The organism is Polynucleobacter sp. P1-05-14, from assembly GCF_018881675.1.
In the GTDB taxonomy this organism is placed as follows: domain Bacteria; phylum Pseudomonadota; class Gammaproteobacteria; order Burkholderiales; family Burkholderiaceae; genus Polynucleobacter.
Map to the genome: position 1 here is coordinate 162,102 of NZ_JACVPV010000001.1, position 15,864 is coordinate 177,965.

A 15,864-nucleotide genomic window follows, 5' to 3' on the forward strand; every position below is an offset into this window, starting at 1 on the left:
TTGATTAAGCTTTGACGAGTTTTTGAAGTTCACCAGACTGGAACATTTCAGTCATGATGTCAGAGCCACCAATAAATTCACCATTGATATAGAGCTGGGGAATTGTTGGCCAATTTGCGAACTCTTTAATGCCTTGACGAATACCAGCATCTTCCAACACGTTCACGGTATGGAGATTTTCAACACCGCTAGCGCGCAAGATATTGATGGCGTTTCCAGAAAAGCCACATTGTGGAAACTGCGCAGTTCCCTTCATAAATAGTACAACTGGGTGGCTAGTGACGATTTCTTTAATTTGAGCTTGTGAGTCCATATATATTCTTTCTACTAAGTATCTACTGCGGCAGTCTTATTGCAAAGACGGTTTGAAAATAAGGTTTTATTGATTTTAAGACTTAATGTGAAAAAAGGTTATTTCAACCTATTTTCTGCCCGAGGCAACCCGGTAATGGCCGCCTAAATCCAGATGTGCTTGTACATCCTGAAAACCCGCTTGCTGCATGAGGGCTACAACTGCTTCTGACTGGTCAAAGCCATGCTCAACCGCTAGCAGGCCATTGGGATTTAGATGGTGTTTGGCGCCTGAAATAATGTTTTCTAAGCAGGTGAGTCCGTTGCCATGATCAGTTAGGGCGGAAATTGGCTCAAAGCGCAAGTCACCCTGGCTTAGGTGTGAATCTTGGGATGTTATGTAGGGTGGATTACTCAAAATGACATCATAAGAAGCGCTGGCTTCTATCGCCTCATACCAGCTTCCCTGAAAAAACTGTACTCGAGACTCCATATTTAAAAGCTTGGCATTTATTTTGGCAATATCTAGGGCTTCTATGGCTTGATCGGTCGCAGTAAGTTGCGCGTCTGGAGCTTCATGTGCAATGGCTAAAGCTATGGCACCCGAGCCCGTCCCTAAATCCAAAATATTGGTCGGAGCATTCAAACGTGTGATTTCACGCAAACCAATTTCTACTAAGAGCTCAGTTTCGGGGCGCGGTATCAGCACCCCAGGAGCAACATAAAGCTCAATATTGTGAAAGCCTCTTTTGCCAATCAGATAGGCGATCGGCTCGCCCTGTATTCTCTTGGATTCAAGCATTTTCCACTCTTCAAGCGCCTTAGCGTTGAGCACCAAATCATCGCGTGATAGCAGAGCAGAGCGTGGAAGTTGGTAATACTTTTCAAGGACATAAGCCATCAGAATTTTTGCCTCAGCAGGGGCAAGTACTGAATTACTCAATAGTGAGCGTAGGCTCAAATCCTGATTCACAGATTTCGTGATCGCTTAACTATCACCAAGGGCAGCAAGTAACTCTGCCTGATGTTCAGATGCTAGAGCATTGCAAAGATCGTCGATGTCACCATCCATCATGGCATCAATTTTATAAAGTGTGAGATTGATGCGGTGGTCGGTAATACGACCTTGCGGAAAGTTATAGGTACGAATGCGGTCGCTGCGATCGCCCGACCCAACCAGCGACTTCCTGGTTTGCGCCTCAAGTTGATGTTTCTCACGCTCTCTAGCATCCATGATGCGGGAAACCAATACCTTCATGGCTTGTTCGCGATTACGGTGCTGACTACGATCATCTTGGCATTCAACTACAGTGCCGGTAGGTAAGTGAGTAATACGCACGGCAGAATCCGTTTTATTAATATGCTGACCGCCGGCACCTGAAGCGCGGAAGGTATCGATACGCAACTCTGCGGGATTAATTTTGACCGCCTCAAGTTCATCTGCTTCTGGCATGACTGCCACAGTGCAGGCTGATGTATGAATACGACCCTGCGTTTCTGTTTGCGGTACGCGCTGCACACGATGGCCACCAGATTCAAACTTAAGACGTGAGTAAACAGACTGACCGACAAGGCGAAGAACAACTTCTTTGTAACCACCTAAATCAGATTCAGCAGCACTCACCATTTCTACTTTCCAGCCTTGGCGTTCAGCAAAGCGGCTGTACATGCGAAGTAGATCACCAGCAAAGAGTGCGCTCTCGTCACCACCAGTGCCCGCACGAATCTCCAAGAAAACGTTACGATCATCATTTTCATCTTTAGGAAGTAAGAGCTTTTGTAATTTGCCTGCAAGCTCTTCCATCGTAGCTAAAGCCTGCTTCTGCTCATCATCAGCAAAGTCCTTCATTTCAGGATCTTTGCGCATTTCCTCTGCCGCTTGGGCGTCTGCCTCAGCTTGCTTGTAGAGGCCAAACTGCTCTACTACGGTAGCAATATCTGAATGTTCACGTGTGAGCTTCCGATAAGCATCCATATCTTTGGTTGCATCTTCGGAGGTTAATAAGGAGTTAAGTTCGGCTAAGCGCGTGTCTAGGTGGTCTAGCTTAGCCCGCATACTGGGCTTCATCTAATGGTCTTCTGGCTTGGAATGCGAGGCGAATAGTTTGGGTAACAACTTAATCAAGGCGTCACGCTCAGCGCCATTAGAGTGTTGCAGTGCATGGAGTGAGCCATGCAGAAATTTATTAGTTAGACCTTGTGCCATGGCATTGAGAACTTCTTGTGGATCATCGCCACGCATCAAGCGCTTCATCGCCCGCTCGAGTTCAAGTTGACGCAAACGTTCACCTTGCTGCTGAATATCCTGAATCAGTGGAACTGCATTACGACCTTGCATCCAATGCATAAAGTTACCAACACGATCTTCGATGATCGCTTCAGCTTGGCCAACTGCTGCTTGACGTAAGCTGGCGCCAGTCTGAATCATTAATCCTAAATCATCAACGGTGTAAAGATAGATGTCATCTAGTCTGGAGATTTCAGGTTCAAAATCTCGCGGCACTGCTAAATCAATCATGACCATCGGCTTGTGGCGACGCTGTTTTAGAGCGCTCTCCACCATGCCCAGGCCAATGATGGGTAATGATGAGGCAGTGCTAGAAACAATAATGTCGAACTCATGTAGGCGCCCTGGGAGCTCCGAGAGCTTAAGGGATTCAGCTTCAACGTCTTGCGAGGAAATGGAGTCTGCGAGCTCTTGACCGCGCTCTATCGTGCGGTTAGCAATCGCCACATTCTTCGGTTTGCGCGCAACAAAATGCGTTGCGCATAAAGTAATCATCTCACCGGCACCAATGAACAAAATCTTTTGATCTGCAATTTTTTCAAAGATGCGCTCTGAGAGACGAACAGATGCTGCAGCCATCGAAATAGAGTGCGCGCCAATTTCAGTAGAGCCGCGTACTTCTTTGGCGACTGCAAATGTTTTCTGAAATAGTTGATTGAGATAGGTTCCCAATACGCCAGCATCATTTGCGGTGCGAACCGCATCTTTCATTTGGCCTAAGATTTGTGTCTCACCAATCACCATGGAGTCTAAACCGCACGCAACTCTGAAGGCGTGTCGCACTGCATCTGATTGCGGTAATGAGTAAATGTGAGGCTCAAGACTGCTTGGGGCAAGCTGTTGAGTTTTGGCCAACCAATCGAAAGTAGCTTCATGCAAAAGACCTGCGGCACTGGCATCATTTGCGGCACAGTAGACCTCAGTGCGGTTGCAGGTTGACAAAATTGTGGCTTCGGGAAGCCCGGCCTGATTCGCGCCAACTAAATGTTGGCGAAGGTCGTGCAACGCTTCTTGAAGAAATTCAGGGTCAAAGGCGACCTTTTCCCGAATGGCGACCGGCGCTGTGTGATGATTGATGCCGAGTGTCAACAACTTCATAATGGCAATTATAGATTTGATGGCAGCATTAATGGGGGTATCAATGGGGTTTTTGGCTTTTCTGGTGATTGGGGGTGTTTCTGGGGTGTCAGCCGGGATTTTTTACCCCGGAGCTTCTGGTGAAGTCAATCCCGACAGGATTCTGACGGCCTTCTTACTAGGATCTATTGCGGCGGCGGCTAGCTCGTATGCAGGGCAATACTGGGATCTTTTCCAATCTGGACAAATCCTCGAGTGGGCCAGCACTATTTTTGCTGCCTGCGCAGTGGGGTGTGTTTTTGCTGCTTTAGCTAAATAAGTCAGCGCGATTGTTCGTCACCCACTGAATAGGCGCACTTTTTTGTTCAATCAGCCATTGATTGGCTTTAATGAAGTGATTGCAACTGGCCTTGCCTCCAGGCTCCAAAAAAGGCTTATTCGTCTTGTATACGCCAAGTCCAGATGGATGGGAGGATTGCAATATCAAAGGATTCTGACCACCTTCAATGAGTGGCAGCTTAGATTGGGCATGACCACCCCATAGCATCCAGACAACATGTGGTCTTGTTTTGGATAAAGCGCTGATCAAATGATCAATTAAGCTTTTCCATCCTAGACCCGTATGACTGCCGGCCTCGCCCAGCTTGACACTCAAAGCAGTATTGAGAAGTAGCACTCCTTGCTCGGCCCAATTGTGAAGATCACCATTTGGTAAAGACCCAAAACCTTCTAATGCCAATGCTTTACTGATATTGCGTAGTGAGCTGGGAAATTCTCGTGAATTGACTGCAATTTCAGCGGGTATCGAAAAGGCTAGTCCTTGAGCCAGCCCTGGTGAGTGATAAGGGTCTTGGCCCAGGATCACCACCTTTACTGAATCAACGGGGCAAAGTTTGAGAGCTTTAAAAAAGTTCTGAGGCTCGGGTCGAACAATTTCAGCATCAAGAGCGGCCTGTAAATTTTTTTCTAGTGAGCGCCAATCTGCTGACTCGAAATAATTTCCTAGTAATTCTTGCCAATCCTTTGGGATATCGTCTTTTGAAAATAGTGCTTTCAATTTCGATCAGACATCTTTCTTAGGTGTCAGTTCATATTGCACAGGTAGCTGGGCAGATTGCATTGAAACCATGCGCTCATGCTCTAGATCATCGCGATAGAAAGTAATGCGGGCATGGGAGTTTTCAGAAAGACTGCCTAAGATTCTGTCCCAGCGGACGCCAGTGACACGCTGACCATCAATACTGGCTAGTAAATCACCAGCTGATAGGCCTGCTGCTTGAGCAATCCCGCTATCAAACACATGGGTAACCTTAAGCCAGCCATTGGCATCTGTATGGCGTATCCCAAACTGTAGCTTGAGTTTTTCCAGCGTAGATTGAGATTTTGTTTTTACAGAAATGAGATTTGAGCCAATCCATTTTTGCAGAGGAATATCTTCTGTACCAAAAATATAGCGGGCCTTCATTTCATTCCAGGTCTTGCTAAAGCCATTTCCTAGCAATTCAAAAATCAAATCATCTAGTCCGTCTTCTGTAATGCCATCCAAGGTGACGCCATGCTTATTCCAAAGTAGGCGCATGAGGTCGTCTAGAGACTGTTTATTTTTAGTGAATGCCCGAATCTGTAAATCAAGACCAAGTGCAACTAAGGCACCTTTGCCGTAGTAGCTGACAACTGAATTTGGCGTGTTCTCATCCGCTTGGTAATACTTGGTCCAGGCATCAAAAGAGCTGTCAGCTAAGCTTTGCTTGTGGCGCCCGGGACCGCGCAAGATCCCGTTCCAGTTATCCGCAACGAGTTTGAGATAAGTCTTAAGATCAATTCGCTTGCTACGCAGTAGTTGAAGATCATCGTAGTAACTGGTGAAGCCCTCAAACACCCATAGTAAGCGAGTGTGATTACGTTTAGCCAGATCATATGGTTGAAAGGCTTTTGGCTGAATACGCTTAACCAGCCATGCATGAAAATACTCGTGACTACAGAGGCCTAAGAATTCTCTATATGCAGATTCTTCAAAGAGAATATTTTCTTGGGGGATTTGATCGCGCCTACAGATTAGTGCAGTGCTATTGCGATGCTCAAGGCCGCCATAGCCATTTAATGCCGCGTTAACTAAGAAAAGGTATTCATTAAAAGGGGCGCGTTTAGATTTTGGCTCAAAGAGGTCAATGGTGCTGGCACAGATTGCTTGTAAATCTTGTGCAAGACGTTTGGCATCAACAATATGATTGCAGCCCTGTACTGCCATGCGATGAGCTACACCATTCGATTTCCAGTGCACAAGTTGGAACTCGCCCATAGCCACGGGGCGATCCAATAGATCATCATAATTTTGTGCCAGATAAAAACCAAACCCACGCTCATCTGTCTTCGCTGCCCTTAAGGTAGTTTGAACCGTCCAGTGGTCAGCAAAGGCAAGTTCCGGCGGGGTGATGGCGAGTGAGCAAGGTAAATGCGCTTGCCCTTTGACGGCTAGACATAGGCTGGTGGCGTTAAAGAAGGCGCGTTCGGTATCGAGATACGCTGCACGTACTGAAGTATCAAAAGCATAAACAGTGCTGAGCACCTCTATCGGGCCATTACATGGCGGTAAGCGCCAATGGTCATTATCAATCCGTTCGAGCGCTATTTTTCTCTTGGCACCCTCTACTGAAAACGCTTCAATTGATTCGACATGTTTACTGAAATCACGAATTAAATAACTACCTGGAATCCAGGCTGCCATTTGTAGCACCTGGCCTTCGGGGTCGGGATTAGCAATATGCAGCTTGACGCGAAAATGATGGCCGTGGAGGTCTGCCGGCCAGACCGTATATTGAATCGCAGGTAAGTCGGCATGGTTCATGATATTTATTTCAGAGAGCTAAATTTCTTTTCGATATCGTTAATTTGCACTGCGCCAGGGAAACGGCTGCCATCAGTAAAGAATAAAGTCGGCGTGCCCGTGATTCCATAGGTCTTTGCGAAAGCCATATTCTTATCTAGTGGTGTGCTGCACTCTCCCTTACCGCTAGGCGCGATGCCATTCACCATCCAATCTATATATGTTTTATAGGGATCAGAAGAGCACCAAATTTGCTTTGCTTTTTGGGTGGAGTCTGGCGACAGAATAGGTATTAAGTAGGTATAGATCGTGATGTTATCTAGTTGTTGCAATGACTTCTCTAGGCGTTTGCAATAGCCACAGTTTGGGTCGGAGAAGACTGCCAGCTGGCGACTGCCATTGCCGCGAACATTTTTAATCGCATTGGCAGGTGTTAAATCACTCCATTTAATACGGTTTAGGTCTGTCTGCCTTTGCTCGGTAATATTTTTACCTGATGCGAGCTCAATGATCTCACCTTGAATTAGGTACTTCCCAGAGGTGTCGGTATAAAAAATATCGTTACCGACCAATACTTCATAAAGTCCAGAAACTGGGGCTGGCGAAACACTTTTTACTTTGGCATTGGCGCCCAACTTCTTTTGGATCTCAGCCCTTAATTGCTGTTCTTGTTGTGCGTGAAGTGGGCTAGTGCAGAGCAGAGCGGCGCCAATAAATGCAATCGCAGATAACAATTTATTCAAAATCAATTTCTCCTAAAGCGCGTTCAATTAAGCGCTGTTTTATAAAGTGGCTTTTGTTCACGAGACCTAAACCCCAGTTGCGGAGCTGGCGTTCAGTGCTACTGCTTGCAGAAAATAATTTCTTAAGTTTATCGGTCACCCATAAGAGTGCGCTAGTGTCGCCTTGGCGTTGTCGTTCATAGCGCCGAAGCAATACTAAGTCACTAGGCGAACGGAAGGATTCACGCTTGCCCAAAATATTCAGCAATACCGCAACATCTCGCAGCCCTAGATTCAGGCCTTGCCCAGCCAGCGGATGCATGACATGGGCAGCATCACCAATGAGTATGACCTTAGGAGAGGAATCTGGCCCAATAAATCGTTTGGCTCGAATCTTTCTTAAGGGGAAGGCTGCAGGTACTGAGTTCAGGGTCAATTCACCCAATTGTTTAGCAATTGCACCATTAGCAATGGAAGAGAATTGATCCAGCCATTGCACTTGGTCTAGCTTTAATAAATCCGCTGCATGTTCTGGGGAGGTGGACCAAACCATTGAAACTTGTTTTCCTGGCAAGGGCAGCATGGCCACGATATCGCCGCCTGGTAAAAACCACTGAAAGGCAGTTTCTAAATGGGGATAGTCACACAGCCAATTGGCAACTACTGCACTTTGTGAATAACTTTCTTCACTCGCGCTAATACCCAATTGATTGCGTATTGGTGAGTTGGCGCCATCAGCTGCAATCACGAGTTGCGCACGAATGCGCCCACCGTTTTTTAAATGCAGAATACTTCCATCAGCATCTACCTGAATTCTTTCCACAACATCATTGATGCGCTCTAACTTATTCTGAAAGCGCGAAGCTTGATCGATGGTGTGCTCAATTAAATTGGCCTCTCCAATCCAAGCAAGTTGTGGAGTGCCCGCTTCAAATGCAGAAAGATGGAGATGGTCACTCTTTTCGCCTCGATCACCGTAGATGCGCATATCTCGGACTGCTTGCAGGCGGCTGTGATCAATTGCATCCCAAATGTGCAAATGAGCCAGTAATTTTTGGGTGCTAGGCGAAAAAGCGTAGATTCTTTGGCCCCATTGAGTGCCTTGCGGGCTTGCAACGTTTTGTCCTAAATCGGGGGCAATTTCAATGGTTTGTAACCCAAGCTGGGCTAGACCTAGGGCGCAAGCCTTACCAGTAATGCCTCCGCCAACCACGACAATGTCTACTGTGCGGATTTGGGCGTGGGATTTAGATGCGTTATTTGGGTGAACTTCTGACATAACTCGATGATATCGAAACCAGCCCCTTTACAATAACGGTATGTCTTTGAAATGTGGCATCGTCGGCCTGCCTAACGTCGGCAAATCTACCCTCTTTAATGCGCTTACCAAGGCTGGGATCGCAGCGGAAAACTATCCTTTCTGCACGATTGAGCCTAATGTGGGCGTTGTTGAGGTTCCTGACCCCCGCCTAGCCGCCTTGGCTGAGATCGTAAAGCCTGAGCGCATTCTGCCTGCAGCAGTCGAATTTGTCGATATTGCTGGTTTGGTAGCTGGCGCCTCAAAAGGCGAAGGTCTTGGCAATCAGTTTTTAGCGAATATTCGTGAAACTGATGCTATTACCCATGTCGTCCGGTGTTTCGAGGATCCCAACGTTATCCACGTCGCCGGGAAAATTGATCCCATTGCTGATATTGGTGTGATTGACACCGAATTGGCTTTATCGGACCTGGCAACAGTTGAGAAAACCCTGAATCGCTCAAGCAAGGCCGCTAAGTCTGGCAACGATAAAGAGGCTGCTGCTTTGGTTGCCGTTCTGACTAAAGTTCAGACTCATCTAGATTCTGCTCTGCCAGTGCGCAGTTTGAATCTCAATGATGATGAAAAATTATTGATTAAACCGTTGTGTTTGATTACCGCTAAGCCCGCGATGTATGTTGCGAACGTCAAAGAAGATGGCTTCTCAAATAATCCACATCTCGAGGCCGTGAAGCAACATGCCGCAAAAGAAAACGCTCCAGTCGTTGCGGTATGCGCTGCGATTGAAGCAGAGATCGCCGATTTAGAAGAGGCCGACAAGATTGAATTTTTGGCTGACTTAGGAATGGAAGAGCCAGGCTTAGATCGAGTGATTCGTGCGGGTTATTCATTGCTTGGTTTACAAACCTATTTCACGGCTGGAGTTAAAGAGGTTCGCGCTTGGACTATCCATGTTGGTGATACAGCACCTCAAGCGGCCGGCGTGATTCATACAGACTTTGAGCGTGGCTTTATTCGTGCTCAGACAATCTCCTACGAAGATTTTGTGCAGTTCAAAGGAGAGTCTGGTGCCAAGGAGGCCGGTAAGATGCGCGCGGAAGGTAAAGAGTATGTTGTTAAAGATGGAGATGTATTGAACTTCTTGTTTAACGTCTAAGGCATTCTTATTTGTCCAATAAAAAAGCCCTTTTCAGGGCTTTTTTATTGTGTAGTGGGGCTAAGTGATTAAGAGGCTTTTGCTGCCTTCTCTAAACATTTAGAAATTTCTTCATAGCGCTTTAGAGCAATCTTGGTGGGCAATACTTCTTTTTTACGACCATCAGCATTAGCAGCCATTTTGATATAGCCCAAGGCGCTGAGATTTTTGAGGCGACCATGCAAGGTAGCTTGTGAGCCTAGGTCTGAGATGGAGATCAAATCACCAACCAAAATTGCTTGCTTGGCATGGGCGCAAGAAACAATCTTATCGAGCAAACTCTCTTCGATGCAATCCAGCTTCTTGCCTGGGTTGATTCGATCAAGAGCATCAATCAAGTTGAGGAACTTGATGTAGGGTGACGGTTTAGTAGATGACATATTTTATATTTATTTATATTAGCTTTTGGGCTAATACTAGTGTATTCCCTTGGTCTGATTTTAGCAATTGATGCGCATCAATAAAAATTAATCCATACTAATAACAATGTCTAAATTATTCGCAATTTCTTCAGAGTGGTTTATTGGATGCGCCATTAGTGCGTTGGCGTACACATTTCTTTTTTATTTCAACAACTGGTTAACAAGTGATATCACTTTTAGCTTAGGGGTAAGTTGGATTTATCTGCCTGCTGGCCTCCGCCTATTTCTGACTTTGATTTTTGGTTTACCTGGCGCCATCGGAATTACTGTAGCCTCATTTTTAATTAGCTATTACGGCGATTTCCCGCATGATTTAACGCTGTGTATTGGTGTTGGATTAATTTCGGGGTTTGCGCCTTATTTGGCTAGATTTTTTGTTTTTAGCAATCTTCGCCTCGAGTCAGACCTAAGTAATCTCAATTTCCCCAAACTCATTGCTTGTATTTTGACTTATGCCTTGCTTTCCGCAGGCTTACATCAGTGGTGGTTCGCTACGATGACCCTGGAAGATACGGGTAGCGTGAATCACTTTGTAGTGATGTTTATAGGCGATGTGCTGGGTTCACTGCTGCTGATCTCTTTGATCAAATACTGCCTAGATCTACTGCGTAAGACTAGGAAAACAGCTCACTAAGGGCTGCCCCTGGATCTGTGGCGCGCATAAATGCCTCCCCAACCAAGAATGCATTGATTTGATTGTTGCGCATGAGCTCTACATCAGCGCGACTCAAGATGCCAGACTCTGTTACTAAGGTTTTGTTATCCGGAACCATGGACATTAGAGAGAGGGTGGTTTGCAGTGTTACCTCAAAGGTCTTGAGGTTTCGATTGTTAATGCCAAGTAAAGGTGTTCTGAGTTCTAGTCCTTGCTCTAATTCTAGGGCATTGTGAACTTCGACCAAAACATCTAGGCCTAATTCATGGGCGCAAGCCTCGAGCTCTTTCATTTGATTTAATTCTAGACAAGCCACGATTAGCAGGATTGCGTCGGCGCCAATCCCACGAGCTTCATAGACTTGATACGGATCAATGGTGAAATCTTTACGCAAAACAGGAATATTGCAGGCGGCACGAGCTTGCTGCAGATAGGCATTGCAACCTTGGAAATAATCCACATCAGTGAGTACTGATAAACAGGCTGCACCATGCTTTTCATAGGACTGGGCAATGTCCGCTGGTATGAAGTTTTCACGCAAGATACCTTTACTTGGACTGGCTTTTTTAATTTCAGTAATAACGCCTGCCTTGCCGGCAGAAAGCTTGTTCTTAATAGCTGAAATAAAGCCTCTTGGCTTTAAAAGGGCATCATCATTATTGGCTTCAGCTTGCTCACGTTGATTGGCAAGCGACATTTTCTGCAGACAGTTAGCCACTTCAATCTTTTTGGTGGCAACAATTTTATCGAGGATATCACTCATGAATAATCAATTATTGAGATTGGGTTGCTACAACAAAAGCATCTAACTTTTGACGTGCAGCTCCAGTTGTAATAGCTACTTCAGCTAGGGCAATACCGCTAGCAATGTCTTTTGCTACTCCGGCTACATATAGTGTGGCGCCGGCATTAAGGCAGACGATATCGCTTGCAGGCCCGGGTTTGCCATCAAGTACATCTAAGACTGTCTGCTTGGACTCTTCAGCATTAGCCACTTTAAAGCTGTTGGTGGGTGCGGTATTTAAACCAAAATCTTTTGGATGAATTTCATATTCACGCACTACGCCATCTTTAAGTTCGCCAACTAAAGTTGGACCCTCTAAGGAAATTTCATCTAGGCCGTCTCGCCCATACACAACGAGAGCGTGCTCCATTCCCAGGGCTTGTAATACGCGTGCCTGAATACCAACTAGGTCAGCATGAAATACACCCATCAAAATTCGCTTGGCATCAGCGGGGTTGGTGAGTGGGCCAAGGATGTTGAAGATAGTCCGGACGCCGAGCTTCTTGCGAATAGGCACAACATTTTTCATTGCTGGATGATGGTTAGGGGCAAACATAAAGCCTGCGCCTACCGTTGAGATGCACGTGGCGACTTGCTCGGCGGAAAGAGCTAGATTTACGCCGAGCGCTTCTAATACATCTGCGCTACCTGATTTGCTGCTCACGCTACGATTACCATGCTTAGCGATCTTTGCTCCTGCACCGGCAGCCACAAACATCGCTGCAGTTGAGATATTGAAGGTGTGAGCGCCATCACCGCCTGTGCCCACCACATCCACCAAGTGCTTGCGGTCATCCACCTTTACTGAGGTAGCAAACTCTCGCATCACTTGTGCGGCAGCAGCGATCTCACCAACGGTTTCTTTTTTAGTGCGTAAGGCAACCAATAATCCTGCCACTAACTCTGGCGCCATTTCACCGCTCATAATGAGTCGCATCATGGCTGTCATTTCATCATGAAAGAGTTCGCGATGTTCAATGCAGCGTTGGAGGGCTTCTTGCGGGGTAATTGACATGGCGCTGTTGACAGACTGTTTATTTGTTTTGTAAAAAATTCTTGAGTAAGGCGTGGCCGTGCTCAGAGAGAATAGACTCTGGGTGAAATTGCACACCCTCAACCGCGAGCTCTTTATGGCGTACACCCATGATCTCACCATCAGATGAAGTGGCAGTCACTTCTAGCATTGCAGGTAGAGAGCTTTTCTCAATAGCCAGTGAGTGATAGCGAGTGACCTTAAATGGATCTGGCAAATTCTTAAATACACCCACACCTGTGTGATGAATGCTGTCGGTCTTGCCATGCATGACTTTTTGGGCGCGAATGACTTTGCCGCCGAATGCTTCGCCGATAGCTTGGTGCCCCAAGCAAACCCCTAGGATCGGAATTTGACCTGCGTAACGCTTGATGGTTGCGACTGAAATACCTGCCTCAGAGGGGCTGCATGGCCCAGGTGAGATACAAATACGCGCGGGATTCAGTCTAGCAATCTCTTCCACCGCAATTTCATCATTGCGGAATACTTTCACCTCTTCACCAAGTTCTGCAAAGTATTGAACGAGGTTGTAAGTAAAAGAATCGTAGTTATCAATCATTAGGAGCATCAAGTCCTCCTTGTACTAAATCTGCTGCCGTCAATACCGCGCGAGCCTTAGCTTCCGTTTCTTTCCATTCAGCAGTCGGATCAGAATCAGCCACTACCCCAGCACCGGCCTGGGAGTGGAGTATGCCGTCACGGATCACGCCGGTACGAATCGCAATGGCCACGTCCATATCACCTGAGAAAGACAGGTAACCTACTGCACCACCATAAACACCACGCTTCACAATTTCCATCTCATCGATGATTTCCATCGCTCGAATTTTTGGCGCGCCTGATAGGGTGCCAGCCGGGAAGGTCGCTCGCAATACATCCATATTGCTCATATTGTCCAAAAGATGGCCCTCCACTGAACTCACGATGTGCTGAACGTGGGAGTACTTCTCAATAGACATGGAGTCAGTAACTTTGACTGAGCCGGTTTTGGCAATGCGGCCCACGTCATTACGGGCTAAATCAATCAACATCACATGCTCAGCAATTTCCTTGGGATCAGCCAAGAGTTCTTTGGCTAAACGCTCGTCTTCTTCTGGATTGGCTCCGCGAGGACGGGTGCCGGCTAGTGGCCTGATAGTCACAATCTTTTCGGCAGCCCGTTTTTCTTGGCGTACCAAAATCTCAGGAGATGAGCCAACAATTTGCATATCGCCAAAGTCATAGAAGTACATGTATGGCGATGGGTTGAGCGAACGCAAAGCTCTGTAGAGAGCTAATGGTGAGTCCGTAAATGGCTTGCTAATACGCTGACCGATGACTACCTGCATACAATCGCCAGCCAAAATATATTCTTTAGTTTTGAGCACTGCCTTTTCAAAATCTGCTGCTTTGAATTTACGAATGAGTTCAGTTTTAGTGCTTGGTAAAGATGCCGACATATTTGCTGGCTTACTAAGACAGGCGAGTAATTCTTTTAAGCGATCTTGTGCTTTTTCAAAAGCATTAGCAATGCTCGGATCTGCATAAACAATCAAATAAATTTTGCCAGCAACGTTATCAATCACTGCCAACTCTTCAGTCAACATGAGCTGAATATCAGGTACACCTAATTCATCTGCTAGTTGATGTTTGGCTAAACGTGACTCGATATAGCGAACGGTGTCATAACCAAAGTAGCCGGCAAGACCACCGCAAAAGCGGGGCATGTCAGCTTGTAAAGCCACCTTAAAACGCTTGAAATAAGCATCCACAAAATCGAGTGGATTATCAGTATTTGTCTCAACTACTTTTCCATCAGTCACTACTTCGTTGACTGGTATTGAAGGGGTGCCAACAGTTCTGACAATGGTCCTGGCAGGCAGGCCAATAAAGGAGAAGCGGCCGAAACGCTCGCCACCTAAAACAGACTCCAATAAGTAGGTATTGGTATTGCCAAACGCTTGAGTCAGCTTGACGTAGAGTGATAGCGGAGTCTCTAGATCTGCCAGAACTTCTTTGACCAGGGGAATACGATTGAAACCCTGCTTTGCTAGGGCGTTAAATTCTTCAAGCTGCATTACGCTTTTCCTGACTTTCCTAATTCAGTGCGCATTGCTTGAATTACTTTTGCATAATTTTCTTGTGCGTAAATTGCAGAACCTGCAACAAAAGTATCTGCGCCTGCTCGCGCTACTTCTGCAATGTTATCGACTTTGATTCCACCATCTACCTCAAGACGAATATGTCTACCAGTTTCAGCCTGGTAGCGATCGAGGCGTGTGCGTACTTGAGCAATTTTATTAAGGGTGCTCGGAATAAATGACTGGCCACCAAAGCCTGGGTTGACTGACATCAGCAAAACCAGATCGAGTAATTCCAGAGTGTGATCGAGATGATCCAGTGGTGTAGCTGGATTCAAAACGAGACCCGTTTGGCATCCTTGATCGCGAATCAAGTTCAATGTGCGGTTGACATGAGGACTTGCTTCGGGATGAAAGCTAATTAAATTGGCACCTGCTTTGGCAAAGTCAGGGACGATACGATCTACCGGCTCGATCATTAAATGCACATCGATCACCGCAGGTTTGCCATCGTTATTTGCATAAGGACGAATCGCCTCACAAACCAACGGGCCAATGGTGAGGTTGGGCACATAGTGGTTATCCATCACATCAAAGTGAATCCAGTCAGCGCCTGCCACTAAAACATCCTGAACTTCCTTGCCAAGGCAGGCAAAGTCAGCCGACAAAATGGATGGGGCAATAACAAATTGACTATTTGAGGATGATTTTTGGCTTTCCATCCCTAGATTCTAGCTTGCAGTTGGCCTTAGGATGGAGCAGAATTCGTCCATGAATCCCCACGAAATGAGCATTACCGTCAAAGCCCAGTACCTTCCTGAGCAATCTGACCCCGATAACCGCCAATTTGCCTTTGCTTATACGGTAACTATCCGCAATGCGGGGACTGCCAGTATTCAGGTAATTGCCCGACATTGGTTCATTACGGATGGGGATAACGATGTCCAGGAGGTCCGAGGCCTCGGCGTTGTTGGGCAGCAACCGCTATTACGCTCTGGAGAGCATTTTGAGTACACCAGCTGGGCAACTTTGCCCACTCCGGCCGGAACGATGCGCGGGGAGTATTTCTGCGTGACTGAGGATGCCCAGTTCTTTCAGGCCCCTATCCCAGAGTTTGCCCTGGTAATGCCACGTACCCTGCATTAACGTAGGGTAGCGGGAATACTATTTTTTGCCCTTGCCCGTCCAAAGGACAATAAATAACAAAAGTCCTAAGGCCACGGCGCCTTCGAAAGCAAACAGTAGCATTGGGTATT

Annotated in this window: 18 protein-coding genes; 4 read left to right on the top strand and 14 right to left on the bottom strand. The window is 46.5% G+C overall.

All coding sequences use genetic code 11. The features are described from left to right. Positions 1–4: 4 nt before the first annotated feature. The 4 genes from grxD to hemA form a co-directional block, all read right to left on the bottom strand. Complete coding sequence (gene grxD / locus ICN37_RS00920) at positions 5–313, bottom strand: Grx4 family monothiol glutaredoxin (RefSeq protein ID WP_072583421.1); 309 nt, start codon at positions 311–313, stop codon at positions 5–7. Positions 314–421: 108 nt separating this feature from the next. After that, complete coding sequence (gene prmC, locus ICN37_RS00925; RefSeq protein ID WP_255538428.1) at positions 422–1,252, bottom strand: peptide chain release factor N(5)-glutamine methyltransferase; 831 nt, start codon at positions 1,250–1,252, stop codon at positions 422–424. Positions 1,253–1,279: 27 nt separating this feature from the next. Continuing rightward, on the bottom strand, positions 1,280–2,359 hold the full coding sequence (gene prfA, locus ICN37_RS00930; protein WP_215321333.1) for a peptide chain release factor 1: 1,080 nt from the start codon (positions 2,357–2,359) through the stop codon (positions 1,280–1,282). Continuing rightward, positions 2,360–3,676 (bottom strand): glutamyl-tRNA reductase, encoded by a 1,317-nt coding sequence (gene hemA, locus ICN37_RS00935; RefSeq protein ID WP_216154342.1) that lies wholly within the window; start codon positions 3,674–3,676, stop codon positions 2,360–2,362. A 1-nt stretch (position 3,677) separates the two neighbouring features. Between hemA and ICN37_RS00940 the strand changes: the two genes are divergently transcribed. Beyond that, the gene (locus tag ICN37_RS00940; protein WP_255538429.1) at positions 3,678–3,974 is read left to right on the top strand and encodes a hypothetical protein; all 297 of its coding nucleotides are present in this window, start codon (positions 3,678–3,680) and stop codon (positions 3,972–3,974) included. Here the strand turns inward: ICN37_RS00940 and ICN37_RS00945 are convergent. From ICN37_RS00945 to ICN37_RS00960, 4 genes are read right to left on the bottom strand one after another with little or no spacing between them, the layout of a single operon-like run. Further along, complete coding sequence (locus tag ICN37_RS00945; protein WP_216154343.1) at positions 3,963–4,712, bottom strand: uracil-DNA glycosylase; 750 nt, start codon at positions 4,710–4,712, stop codon at positions 3,963–3,965. The two genes, ICN37_RS00940 and ICN37_RS00945, sit on opposite strands and share 12 nt — an antisense overlap. Positions 4,713–4,718: 6 nt before the next feature. After that, positions 4,719–6,500 carry a M61 family metallopeptidase gene (locus ICN37_RS00950; RefSeq protein ID WP_216154344.1) on the bottom strand — a complete coding sequence of 594 codons (1,782 nt, stop codon included), beginning with the start codon at positions 6,498–6,500 and terminating at the stop codon, positions 4,719–4,721. 5 nt (positions 6,501–6,505) lie between these two features. Next, the gene (locus tag ICN37_RS00955) at positions 6,506–7,222 is read right to left on the bottom strand and encodes a DsbC family protein (RefSeq protein WP_216154345.1); all 717 of its coding nucleotides are present in this window, start codon (positions 7,220–7,222) and stop codon (positions 6,506–6,508) included. Next, positions 7,215–8,480: an FAD-dependent monooxygenase gene (locus ICN37_RS00960; protein WP_216154346.1), complete on the bottom strand. Its 1,266-nt coding sequence runs from the start codon at positions 8,478–8,480 to the stop codon at positions 7,215–7,217. The genes ICN37_RS00955 and ICN37_RS00960 overlap by 8 nt, the downstream gene beginning before the upstream one ends. A gap of 40 nt (positions 8,481–8,520) precedes the next feature. Here ICN37_RS00960 and ychF point away from each other — a divergent pair, with 40 nt between their 5' ends. Beyond that, positions 8,521–9,615: a redox-regulated ATPase YchF gene (gene ychF, locus ICN37_RS00965; protein ID WP_216121513.1), complete on the top strand. Its 1,095-nt coding sequence runs from the start codon at positions 8,521–8,523 to the stop codon at positions 9,613–9,615. A 68-nt stretch (positions 9,616–9,683) separates the two neighbouring features. On the opposite strand, the gene ICN37_RS00970 is transcribed toward ychF, so the two are convergent. Further along, positions 9,684–10,034: a hypothetical protein gene (locus ICN37_RS00970; RefSeq protein WP_216154347.1), complete on the bottom strand. Its 351-nt coding sequence runs from the start codon at positions 10,032–10,034 to the stop codon at positions 9,684–9,686. A 106-nt stretch (positions 10,035–10,140) separates the two neighbouring features. Between ICN37_RS00970 and ICN37_RS00975 the strand changes: the two genes are divergently transcribed. Next, a complete protein-coding gene (locus tag ICN37_RS00975; RefSeq protein WP_215321341.1) occupies positions 10,141–10,710 on the top strand; it encodes a hypothetical protein in 570 nt (189 codons plus the stop codon). Here the strand turns inward: ICN37_RS00975 and trpC are convergent. From trpC to rpe, 5 genes are read right to left on the bottom strand one after another with little or no spacing between them, the layout of a single operon-like run. After that, a complete protein-coding gene (trpC, locus tag ICN37_RS00980; protein WP_216154348.1) occupies positions 10,691–11,494 on the bottom strand; it encodes an indole-3-glycerol phosphate synthase TrpC in 804 nt (267 codons plus the stop codon). The two genes, ICN37_RS00975 and trpC, sit on opposite strands and share 20 nt — an antisense overlap. Before the next feature lie 10 nt (positions 11,495–11,504). After that, positions 11,505–12,530, bottom strand: coding sequence for an anthranilate phosphoribosyltransferase (gene trpD / locus ICN37_RS00985; protein WP_216154349.1), 1,026 nt, complete (start codon positions 12,528–12,530; stop codon positions 11,505–11,507). Between the two features lie 19 nt (positions 12,531–12,549). Then, positions 12,550–13,116, bottom strand: coding sequence for an aminodeoxychorismate/anthranilate synthase component II (locus ICN37_RS00990; protein WP_215321344.1), 567 nt, complete (start codon positions 13,114–13,116; stop codon positions 12,550–12,552). After that, positions 13,100–14,605, bottom strand: a complete 1,506-nt coding sequence (gene trpE, locus ICN37_RS00995) for an anthranilate synthase component I (RefSeq protein WP_216154350.1) — start codon at positions 14,603–14,605, stop codon at positions 13,100–13,102. Before trpE ends, ICN37_RS00990 begins: the two co-directional genes overlap by 17 nt. Beyond that, positions 14,605–15,330: a ribulose-phosphate 3-epimerase gene (gene rpe, locus ICN37_RS01000; protein ID WP_216154351.1), complete on the bottom strand. Its 726-nt coding sequence runs from the start codon at positions 15,328–15,330 to the stop codon at positions 14,605–14,607. Before rpe ends, trpE begins: the two co-directional genes overlap by 1 nt. Before the next feature lie 49 nt (positions 15,331–15,379). Here rpe and apaG point away from each other — a divergent pair, with 49 nt between their 5' ends. Further along, positions 15,380–15,754 (top strand): Co2+/Mg2+ efflux protein ApaG, encoded by a 375-nt coding sequence (apaG, locus tag ICN37_RS01005; protein WP_215321347.1) that lies wholly within the window; start codon positions 15,380–15,382, stop codon positions 15,752–15,754. Positions 15,755–15,864: the final 110 nt, after the last annotated feature.

Excerpts from the sequence above, each read along its gene's own strand:
- grxD (WP_072583421.1), bottom strand. The coding sequence starts at position 313 with ATGGACTCACAAGCTCAAATTAAAGAAATCGTCACTAGCCACCCAGTT.
- prfA (WP_215321333.1), bottom strand. The coding sequence starts at position 2,359 with ATGAAGCCCAGTATGCGGGCTAAGCTAGACCACCTAGACACGCGCTTA.
- hemA (WP_216154342.1), bottom strand. The coding sequence starts at position 3,676 with ATGAAGTTGTTGACACTCGGCATCAATCATCACACAGCGCCGGTCGCC.
- ICN37_RS00940 (WP_255538429.1), top strand. The coding sequence starts at position 3,678 with ATGGCAATTATAGATTTGATGGCAGCATTAATGGGGGTATCAATGGGG.
- ICN37_RS00950 (WP_216154344.1), bottom strand. The coding sequence starts at position 6,500 with ATGAACCATGCCGACTTACCTGCGATTCAATATACGGTCTGGCCGGCA.
- ICN37_RS00960 (WP_216154346.1), bottom strand. The coding sequence starts at position 8,480 with ATGTCAGAAGTTCACCCAAATAACGCATCTAAATCCCACGCCCAAATC.
- ychF (WP_216121513.1), top strand. The coding sequence starts at position 8,521 with ATGTCTTTGAAATGTGGCATCGTCGGCCTGCCTAACGTCGGCAAATCT.
- ICN37_RS00970 (WP_216154347.1), bottom strand. The coding sequence starts at position 10,034 with ATGTCATCTACTAAACCGTCACCCTACATCAAGTTCCTCAACTTGATT.
- ICN37_RS00975 (WP_215321341.1), top strand. The coding sequence starts at position 10,141 with ATGTCTAAATTATTCGCAATTTCTTCAGAGTGGTTTATTGGATGCGCC.
- trpC (WP_216154348.1), bottom strand. The coding sequence starts at position 11,494 with ATGAGTGATATCCTCGATAAAATTGTTGCCACCAAAAAGATTGAAGTG.
- trpD (WP_216154349.1), bottom strand. The coding sequence starts at position 12,530 with ATGTCAATTACCCCGCAAGAAGCCCTCCAACGCTGCATTGAACATCGC.
- ICN37_RS00990 (WP_215321344.1), bottom strand. The coding sequence starts at position 13,116 with ATGCTCCTAATGATTGATAACTACGATTCTTTTACTTACAACCTCGTT.
- trpE (WP_216154350.1), bottom strand. The coding sequence starts at position 14,605 with ATGCAGCTTGAAGAATTTAACGCCCTAGCAAAGCAGGGTTTCAATCGT.
- rpe (WP_216154351.1), bottom strand. The coding sequence starts at position 15,330 with ATGGAAAGCCAAAAATCATCCTCAAATAGTCAATTTGTTATTGCCCCA.
- apaG (WP_215321347.1), top strand. The coding sequence starts at position 15,380 with ATGAATCCCCACGAAATGAGCATTACCGTCAAAGCCCAGTACCTTCCT.